The following is a 7,971-nucleotide window of genomic DNA, read 5'->3' on the forward strand; positions in this document are numbered from 1 at the left end:
GAGAAAGCGCGCGGCGAGGTGCAGATCAAGGACCTGATCGAGGGCGCCAAGGCGGCGGCCGCGATCGCCTCCCACCAGGAATGGCGCGAGAGCCGGCCGGCGCAGTTCTCCTGCCGGGAAGATGAGCTGGTGACAAAGGTGCGCGAAGTGCTGGCCCGCCATGAGGTGAAGTGGGGTTGATTTGCGCTCCCTTTGTGGGCGAGGGTGGCTGCGCATTGCGCTGCTCAAGCAAAGGGAGAAACAGGATGCCCGAGATTACCATTAGCATGGCCGCCGGCCGCACCGACGAGCAGAAGGCCGGCATGATGCGCGACATCACGCAGGCACTGGTGAAGAACCTCGGCGTCGATGCCGACGCCGTGGTGATCCAGATCAACGAGGCGCCGCTCGCCCACAAGATGAAGGGCGGCAAGACCTTCGTGGAGCGCGCAGCCGCCGCGAAGAAGTGACGCGCAGCGTCATCGTCATTCCGGGGCGATGCGGAGCATCGAGCCCGGAATCTCGATCCTACAACCTCTGGATTCCGGATTCACGCGCTGGTGCGTGTGCTCCGGAATGACGGAATTTCCCATGGATGCACGCGACGTCATCAAGGTCGGCATGAGCGCCGAGCGGCTCCTGGTGGTGCCGGTGGAGCGCACGGTCGGGCATTTCCTCGCTCACATGCCGAAGGTCTATGCGACGCCGATGATGATCCTGGAGATGGAGATGACGTCGGGCGATGCCATCTCCGGGCATCTCGCGCCCGGCTGGATCACGGTCGGCACCGAGGTCGATGTCCGGCATCTCGCGGCCTCACTCGTGGGCGCGACCATCCGCACCACGGCGAAGGTGATCGAGGTCGAGCGCCGCCTGATCCGCTTCGAAGTCGTGGCCTTCGACGGCGAGCGCAAGATCGGTGAAGGCCGCCACGGCCGCGGCCTCGTCAATCTCGACCGCTTCATGAAGCAGCTCGACGGCGCGTGAGAGAACGCCGCGCGTCAGCGCGACGCGCCTCGCTGCCTTTCGCCGAACAATTCGAACGTCACGGCGCGCAGCCAGCGATGCGCGGCATCGCGGTGGAAACGTTCGTGCCAGTATTGCGCGATCTCGATCCGCGGCAAGGTCAGTGGTGGCCTGAACGAGTCCAGGCCGAGCGGTCGCGTGATGCTGACGGCGAGGTTCTCCGGCAAGGTGGCGATGCCGTCGGTCTGCGAGGCGACGACGGCAGCGGCCACGAAGCTCGGCACATGGAGCAGGATGTTCGACGGCGCGATCTTCGCGGCCAGCGCCCGCTGCAACTGGCTGTGCGCGGCATGGCCGGTCTCCGATGCCGTGACCAGGATGTGCCGCTGCGCGGCGAAGGCGTCGAGCGCGCGCATGTCGCGCATACGCACGACGCCGCGGCGGACCACGCTGAGATAGCCGTCGGCATAGAGCCGCTGCCGGCGCAGATGCGGTGCGGCTTTCGGGAATGATCCGAGCGCGAGGTCCGCCTCGCCGCTCTCGAGCTTGGATTCGATCTGCCAGGCGCCGAGCGGCACGGCGCGAATCCGTACGCGCGGCGCCGCCTTGGCGAGCCGCGCCAGCAGCGGCGGCAGGAAGCGCACCATGCCGACGTCGGTGACCAGCAGCCCGAACTGGCGATCGGACGTGGCCGGATCGAATGCCTGCGTGTCGGCCTGCAGATCGTCGGCGGTGTCGAGCAGCTTCCGCAGTTGCGGCGCGAGCTCGACCGCCTTGGCGGTCGGCTGCATCGCATGACCCTTCCGCACCAGCAGCAGGTCGGCGAACTGGCCGCGCAGATAGGCGAGCGTCTTGCTGACCACCGGCTGCGTCGTTTCCAGCACCTGCGCCGCGCGGGTGATGCTGCACTCGCGCAGCAGCACCTGAAGGATGCGCAGGTCCTTCAGGCTGAGTTCGTCGAATGCTGATTTTGCCATAATTCATATTCCACCAGAGGAATAGCCGGGCAGCTTTCCTATGCTACCCTCGCCGGATCGGCAATCGCTCAACGGAGCTTTGCGTCATGGACAAGTTCATCATCGAAGCGCATTTCCGCCTGCAGGAGTGGGTCGCGGAGGAGAAGGGCTATTTCGGAGCCGAGGGACTCGATTACGAATTCCGCGAGCTGATCAAGTCGACCGGCGGGCAGCATCACAACAAGGTCAACGAAGGCGCCTTCCAGAGCATCGAGAAAGGCCGAGAGGCCAATCTGAGCTGCGCCTGCCATTGGACCGTCAACGTCGCGGCGTCCAATGGTCATGCGAGGCTCTATGCGGATGCCTATTCGGTGGCGCCTTCGGGCATTTTCGTCCCGGCGGATTCGCTGATACACACGCCGGAAGATCTCGCCGGCGTGCCGATCTCGGTCGGCTACCAGTCCGGCAGTCACTACTCCACCATCCAGGCGCTGGAACAGTATCTGCCGGCGGACCGCATCAACCTGACATTCGAGAACGGCATGCTGTTCCGCCGCATGGAGATGCTGATCGACGGCAACAGTCCCGCGGTAGCACTGTTCAACGGACCGTATTATCTCGCCGAGCAGCTCGGCTTCCGCAAGATCATCGACACCACCTTCATGATCGCGACGATGATCAAGGGCACGCCGGAGCCGGCGGATGTCCAGCGCTATTTCCGCGCCTTGAAGCGCGCGCAACGCGACATCGACCTGCGCCCGGAGCTCTACACCCACTATTACAGGAACGAGTTTCCCGAACGCTTCCACGCCATGATGGACACCCGGCGCTGGGGCCCCGGCGAGCGCATCGTGTTCGAGCCCTATACGCGCGAGGTGTTCGAGCAGTCGTTCGAATGGATCGGCCGGCATCACATCTTTCCCGACGGCAAGATGGGGCCGGGCGACTACGGCCGCGCGACGATCTCGTTCGCGCAGGCGTGAGGACACATCGACGCTGGTTGCGCACCCGTGGGATTCCGATGGATTCGGATGCCGCGAGAATCTAATCTGGGTGCGCGGTTTCTCTCTGTCGGCGTCTCCCATGTCCCATCGCATCCGATTTCTTGCCGGTGTTCTGCTGAGCTGGGCGGTCGTCTGCGCCCACGCACAGGCGCAGGGCCCGCTGCCCGGCGTTCCGCCGGCCCTGGTCGAGGACATCGTGGTCGGCAGCCACATCCTCGCGGAATTCGGCGTGCTGGACGGTTTTGGCCATGTCAGCGCCCGCGATCCGGCCGATCCGAGCCACTTCCTGATGGCCCGCTCGCTGGCGCCGGCCTTGGTGACCGCCGACGACATCATGGCGTTCGACCAGGACGGCAACCCGATCGACGCGCGCGGCCGCGCCGTGTTCCTCGAGCGCTTCATCCATGCGGAGATCTACAAGGCTCGGCCAGACGTGATGGCGGTGGTGCACGCCCATTCGCCGAGCGTGATTCCGTTCTCCGTCAGCAAGGCGCCGCTGCGGGCGATCTATCACAATCCCGCCTTTCTCGCGGCCGGCGTGCCGGTCTGGGACATCGCGCAGGAATTCGGCGCCACCGATATGTTGGTCCGGAACAACGACATCGGCAGGTCGCTCGCGGCGGCGCTCGGCGACAAGGCGGTGATCCTGATGCGCGGCCACGGCGACGTCGCGGTCGGGCCGTCGGTGAAGGCCGCGGTCTATCGCGCCTATTATACCGACGTCGATGCGCGCCTGCAGGCGCAGGCGATCGCGCTCGGCACGGAGGTCACCTATCTGACGGTCGAGGAGGGCGCCAAGGCGGACGCCACCAATCTCATGGTCATCGACCGCATCTGGAACCTGTGGAAGCAGCGGGTGCAGCTCCAGACATCGAAATAGTGCCGCTGCGGCGACGCAGGAAATTTTCCCGCTTGCCGCGCTGCATCATGGGCTTTGCTTCCCGTCGCCGCGGTTCTGCCGTTAAATGTCCGTCGCAGCGATGGGTCATCGGCAGAAGGCTTCCGCCCATGTGGAATCTCGCCAGGAGCGATCTGAAATACCGGCTGACGCTGCGCGTCGCCGCGGTGTCGGCCTTCTGCTTTGCCGTCACGTCGGCCTATCTCCTGGTCGACGCCGACCGCTCCGCGCAAGCCAAGCTCGACGACATCGCAGCCATTACCGCACGAACGCTCGAGATGCGGGAGAGCAAGCGGCAGTGGCTCGGCGCCGCGCGGGCCGACTTTCCCGATCTGGACAGCATCGCCGCGCTCGTCATGACGCCCGGCCTGTGCCTGACCTATCGCAGCAATGCCGGCGAGCTGGTGCAGCGCGTCTGCGGCGGCGCGCCCGATGGAAGGCTCGATGCGCCCGCGGCCTTCGCGGCGTTCTACCGCGCCGTGTTCGATCCCGGTCGCGAGGCGGTGCGTCCGGTGCTGGTTCGGGGCACCGCGGCCGGCGCCGCGGTCGCCTGGATCGATCCGGCGGTGCTGACCGCCGATGCCTGGCGCGAGGCGAGCCGGCTGATGGCGGTGCTGGCGGTCGCGCTGCTGCTGCTCTGCGCGCTGGTCTATGCCGCGCTGGCGCGCGCGCTGCGGCCGACGCGGCTGGTCCGCGCCGGCCTCGAGCGCATCGCCGCGGGTGACCTCAGCGCGCGGCTGCCGGCATTCGATCTCGCCGAACTGTCCGCGATCCGCGACGTCTTCAACCAGCTCGCCGAAAATCTCGCATCCGCGCTCGCCGAGCGCAGCGAATTGACGCGGCGATTGATTGCGCTGCAGGACGACGAGCGGCGGCGGCTGGCGCGCGAGCTGCATGACGAGTTCGGGCAGTCGCTCGCCGCGATCCGAGCGCTCGCGGCCTCGGTGCGCCAGAGCGCGGCGACTGACTGTCCCGCCATCCTGCCGGAATGCGACAGCATCGCGCGCACTGCGACCGGCATGATGGAGACCCTGCGCGGCGCGTTGTTCCGCCTGCGCCCACCCGATGTCGACGAGCTCGGGCTCGCCGCCAGCCTCGAAGGTTTGGTGGCGGGATGGAACGGGCGCAGTCGCGGCGCGCCGCGCTTCGACATCCACCTTGCCGGCGATCTGGAAAGCCTGCCGCCTGCGATCGGCGCCGATCTCTACCGCATCGCGCAGGAGGCGCTGACCAACGCGGCCAAGCATGCCGAGGCGACGCGGGTCTGTCTGCGGCTGACGCGCCGCGAGGACGGTGGGGTGGTCGAGCTCAGCGTCGACGACGACGGCCGCGCCGGTGAGCAGACGGTCAGGTCGGGCATGGGCCTGCTTGGCATGCGCGAGCGCGTGGCGGCGCTGGGCGGCCGGCTCAGCTTCGAGTCGCGTGAAGGCCATGGCTCTGCGCTGCAGGCCGTGATCCCCGTTCACGCGCTGCCGGCCTTGCCCGTCGAGGAGCCCGCTGCCACGGAACGCGCGGCATGAATGGCGCCGGCGGCACCATCATGTTGGTCGACGATCATGCCGTCGTCCGCGAGGGTTATCGCTCGGTGCTGCAGAAGCAGCCGGGCCTGCGTGTCGTCGCGGAGGCCGGCGATGGCGCCGAGGCCTATCGGCTCTACAAGGAAACGAGGCCCGACATCGTGGTCATGGACCTCGCGATGCCCGGCGTCGGCGGCATCGAGGCGGTCCGACGCATCCGGCAATGGGACCGCGCGGCGCGGATCCTGGTGTTCACCATGCACCAGAACGCCGGCTTCGCAGTGCAGGCGATCCGCGCCGGCGCCAGAGGCTATGTCACCAAGACGAGCCCGCCCGAAACGCTGGTGCGGGCGGTGACCGACGTGCTCGCCGGGCGCATCGCGATCAGTCCAGACGTCGACCACGAGCTGGCACTGCACCGCCTCTCCGGCGAGACGGCGGCGGCCGACATCCTGACTCCGCGCGAGTTCGAGGTGATGCGGATGCTGCTCGCCGAGATGACGACGGAGGAGATCGCGAACGCGCTCAACATCTCGCCGAAGACGGTCGCCAACCAGCATTCCATCATCAAGGACAAGCTCGGCGTCGGCTCCGACATCGAGCTCGTGCTGCTCGCGCTGCGGCAGGGCATCCTGCCGCAGGGCGATGTCAGCGAGGGAGCGGGGCAGGAGTAGGTTGGACCTACTTACCCGACGATTTCCGCGATGGTCCAGCGACGAGACTGAGCGCTACTTCGTCGTCGGGACGCCGGCGTCCTTGATCACCTTCGCCCATTTCATCGTCTCGGAATCGATGAAGCTTCGGAACTCCTCCGTCGCGTTGCCGACGGCAGTGAGACCCTGCTCCGCGAACTTCTCCTTGACCTTGGGGTCGGCGAGCGCCTCCCGGGTGAGGCGATTGAGCTCGGCGATGATGTTGGGCGGCGTCGCGGCGGGGGCGACCATGCCGTACCAGTTCTCGGCCAGAACGTCGGGCATGCCGACCTCCGCGGTGGTCGGCACGTCCGGCGCGGTCGCCGCGCGTTCGCGCGCGCCGAGCGCGATCGGGCGCAGCGTGCCGGCCCTGATCTGCGGCAGGATCACCGGCAGATCCAGGAACACCATCTGCACCTGGTGGCCCAACAGATCGGTGATGGCGGGCGCCGCCCCGCGATAGGGGACGTGGACGATGTCGATCTTGGCCGTCAGCTTGAACAGCTCGCCGGCGAGATGCGGCAGGCCACCGATGCCGGCGGACGCGAAGTTGAGCTTGCCGGGCTGGGCTTTCGCCAGCGCGACCAGCTCGGCCATGTTCTTGGCCGGCACGTCGCTTGCGACCACCAGCATTTCCGGCACCGTCGCCACCAGCGTGACCGGCGCGAGATCCTTCTTTGGATCGTAGGCGATCTTCTCCATCGAGGCGCTGATGGCGAGCGCGCTCGCGCTGGTGATGGCAATGGTGTAGCCGTCCGGCGCCGCCTTGGCGACGACATCGGTGCCGAGCACGCCGGCCTGTCCGCCGCGATTGTCGATCACGACCGGCTGCTTGGTGATCTCGGTGATGCGCTGGCCGACCACGCGGGCGATGATGTCATTCGGCCCCCCGGCCGGGAACGGCACGATCAGCCGGATCGGCCGCGATGGAAAATCCTCAGCCCCGGCCAACGACGGCAGCAAGAGAAGTGACAGCGCCGTCGCCAGCCAAACCAACCTGTGCATCCAAATTTCCTCCCGACCTTTTTCTCGTGACGTTCTTCGTTGGATCGGGGGCGACCGGGCGCCGGTCAAGCCTCGATCAGCGCTCGAGCCGCAACGATCCAGATCGACCGGCGGATCATGAGTTGGCTCCAGATACAATGATGGTGCCGGATAACGCCGGCCGCGTCGAGATGGGAGGCGCTCACCGTGTGACCATCGGCGATCGTCACGACGTCATTGACCATTTGAGATCGTCGGCCGAGCCGACGATCGGGACACGCGTCGGCCGAACTAACCGTTGAGCAGCTTGAGCGCTTCCTCATGCACGCGTCCGTCGCCCGCGGCGACAATGCGTCCGCCGCCTTGCGCCGGCCCCCCCTCCCAATTCGTCACGACGCCACCCGCTCCGGTGATGATCGGGATCAGCGCCGCGATGTCATACGGCTTCAGCCCGGTCTCCACGACGAGGTCGACATGTCCCGCAGCGAGCATGCAGTAGGAATAGCAGTCGCCGCCATAGCGCGACAGCCGCACCCTGTTTTCGACCTGGCCGAAGATCGCGCGGTCAGCCTCGTTCATTAGCAGCGGGCTCGTGGTGTAGGAAGTCGCCTCCTCGAGCGACGTGCAGCGCCGGACCGACAGCTTCCGCTCGCCCGAGGGCCCCTGGTAGCTGGCCGAGCCGTTGTCGCCCGAGAAGCGCTCACCGATGAAGGGCTGGTGCATCATGCCAAACACCGGCGTGCCCTGGTGCAGCAGTGCGATCAGGGTGCCCCAGATCGGGAAGCCGCCGATGAAGGACTTGGTGCCGTCGATCGGGTCGAGCACCCAGACATAGTCGGCATCCTCGCGTTCGTTGCCGAACTCCTCGCCGACGATGCCGTGCTGGGGGAAGTTGGCCTTGATCAGCCGTCGCATCACCGCCTCGGCGGCGCGATCGGCCTCGGTGACCGGGTCGAAATCCTTGGTCTTGCTTTT

General features: G+C 66.9%; 10 protein-coding genes and 1 pseudogene. 7 read left to right on the forward strand and 4 right to left on the reverse strand.

Annotated features, from left to right (window positions below; genetic code table 11):
• The 3 genes and pseudogenes from JOY90_RS16515 to JOY90_RS16525 all read left to right on the forward strand — a co-directional run.
• Window positions 1-180 (forward strand): annotated as a pseudogene (locus JOY90_RS16515) (histidine--tRNA ligase); the annotation flags it as partial.
• A 65-nt stretch (window positions 181-245) separates the two neighbouring features.
• Window positions 246-449 (forward strand): tautomerase family protein, encoded by a 204-nt coding sequence (locus JOY90_RS16520; RefSeq protein ID WP_079567164.1) that lies wholly within the window; start codon window positions 246-248, stop codon window positions 447-449.
• A 121-nt stretch (window positions 450-570) separates the two neighbouring features.
• Entirely contained in the window at window positions 571-966 is a 396-nt protein-coding gene (locus JOY90_RS16525; protein ID WP_291692187.1) for a thioesterase family protein, read from the forward strand.
• A gap of 14 nt (window positions 967-980) precedes the next feature.
• Here the strand turns inward: JOY90_RS16525 and JOY90_RS16530 are convergent, their stop codons facing one another.
• Window positions 981-1,922: a LysR family transcriptional regulator gene (locus JOY90_RS16530; RefSeq protein ID WP_291692188.1), complete on the reverse strand. Its 942-nt coding sequence runs from the start codon at window positions 1,920-1,922 to the stop codon at window positions 981-983.
• A gap of 86 nt (window positions 1,923-2,008) precedes the next feature.
• Here JOY90_RS16530 and JOY90_RS16535 point away from each other — a divergent pair, with 86 nt between their 5' ends.
• The 4 genes from JOY90_RS16535 to JOY90_RS16550 all read left to right on the forward strand — a co-directional run bounded on the left by JOY90_RS16535 (window position 2,009) and on the right by JOY90_RS16550 (window position 5,994).
• Entirely contained in the window at window positions 2,009-2,884 is an 876-nt protein-coding gene (locus tag JOY90_RS16535) for a hypothetical protein (RefSeq protein WP_291692189.1), read from the forward strand.
• A 100-nt stretch (window positions 2,885-2,984) separates the two neighbouring features.
• Window positions 2,985-3,785 (forward strand): class II aldolase/adducin family protein, encoded by an 801-nt coding sequence (locus tag JOY90_RS16540; RefSeq protein WP_291692190.1) that lies wholly within the window; start codon window positions 2,985-2,987, stop codon window positions 3,783-3,785.
• 128 nt (window positions 3,786-3,913) lie between these two features.
• Window positions 3,914-5,323, forward strand: coding sequence for a sensor histidine kinase (locus JOY90_RS16545; protein ID WP_291692191.1), 1,410 nt, complete (start codon window positions 3,914-3,916; stop codon window positions 5,321-5,323).
• Window positions 5,320-5,994: a response regulator transcription factor gene (locus JOY90_RS16550; protein WP_291692192.1), complete on the forward strand. Its 675-nt coding sequence runs from the start codon at window positions 5,320-5,322 to the stop codon at window positions 5,992-5,994. The genes JOY90_RS16545 and JOY90_RS16550 overlap by 4 nt, the downstream gene beginning before the upstream one ends.
• A gap of 54 nt (window positions 5,995-6,048) precedes the next feature.
• Here the strand turns inward: JOY90_RS16550 and JOY90_RS16555 are convergent, their stop codons facing one another.
• The 3 genes from JOY90_RS16555 to hisN all read right to left on the reverse strand — a co-directional run.
• Window positions 6,049-7,017, reverse strand: a complete 969-nt coding sequence (locus tag JOY90_RS16555; protein ID WP_291692193.1) for a tripartite tricarboxylate transporter substrate binding protein — start codon at window positions 7,015-7,017, stop codon at window positions 6,049-6,051.
• Between the two features lie 65 nt (window positions 7,018-7,082).
• Window positions 7,083-7,226, reverse strand: a complete 144-nt coding sequence (locus JOY90_RS16560; RefSeq protein ID WP_291692194.1) for a hypothetical protein — start codon at window positions 7,224-7,226, stop codon at window positions 7,083-7,085.
• Window positions 7,227-7,287: 61 nt separating this feature from the next.
• Window positions 7,288-7,971 (reverse strand): histidinol-phosphatase (gene hisN / locus JOY90_RS16565; RefSeq protein ID WP_291692195.1); only part of this gene is annotated, 684 nt, incomplete at its 5' end.

The organism is Bradyrhizobium sp., from assembly GCF_019242285.1.
In the GTDB taxonomy this organism is placed as follows: domain Bacteria; phylum Pseudomonadota; class Alphaproteobacteria; order Rhizobiales; family Xanthobacteraceae; genus Bradyrhizobium.

What these genes read in the sequence shown, in the direction of transcription:
- JOY90_RS16530 (WP_291692188.1), bottom strand. Translation starts at nt 1,922, where the DNA reads ATGGCAAAATCAGCATTCGACGAACTCAGCCTGAAGGACCTGCGCATC.
- JOY90_RS16555 (WP_291692193.1), bottom strand. Translation starts at nt 7,017, where the DNA reads ATGCACAGGTTGGTTTGGCTGGCGACGGCGCTGTCACTTCTCTTGCTG.
- JOY90_RS16535 (WP_291692189.1), top strand. Translation starts at nt 2,009, where the DNA reads ATGGACAAGTTCATCATCGAAGCGCATTTCCGCCTGCAGGAGTGGGTC.
- JOY90_RS16540 (WP_291692190.1), top strand. Translation starts at nt 2,985, where the DNA reads ATGTCCCATCGCATCCGATTTCTTGCCGGTGTTCTGCTGAGCTGGGCG.
- JOY90_RS16520 (WP_079567164.1), top strand. Translation starts at nt 246, where the DNA reads ATGCCCGAGATTACCATTAGCATGGCCGCCGGCCGCACCGACGAGCAG.
- JOY90_RS16545 (WP_291692191.1), top strand. Translation starts at nt 3,914, where the DNA reads ATGTGGAATCTCGCCAGGAGCGATCTGAAATACCGGCTGACGCTGCGC.
- JOY90_RS16550 (WP_291692192.1), top strand. Translation starts at nt 5,320, where the DNA reads ATGAATGGCGCCGGCGGCACCATCATGTTGGTCGACGATCATGCCGTC.
- JOY90_RS16525 (WP_291692187.1), top strand. Translation starts at nt 571, where the DNA reads ATGGATGCACGCGACGTCATCAAGGTCGGCATGAGCGCCGAGCGGCTC.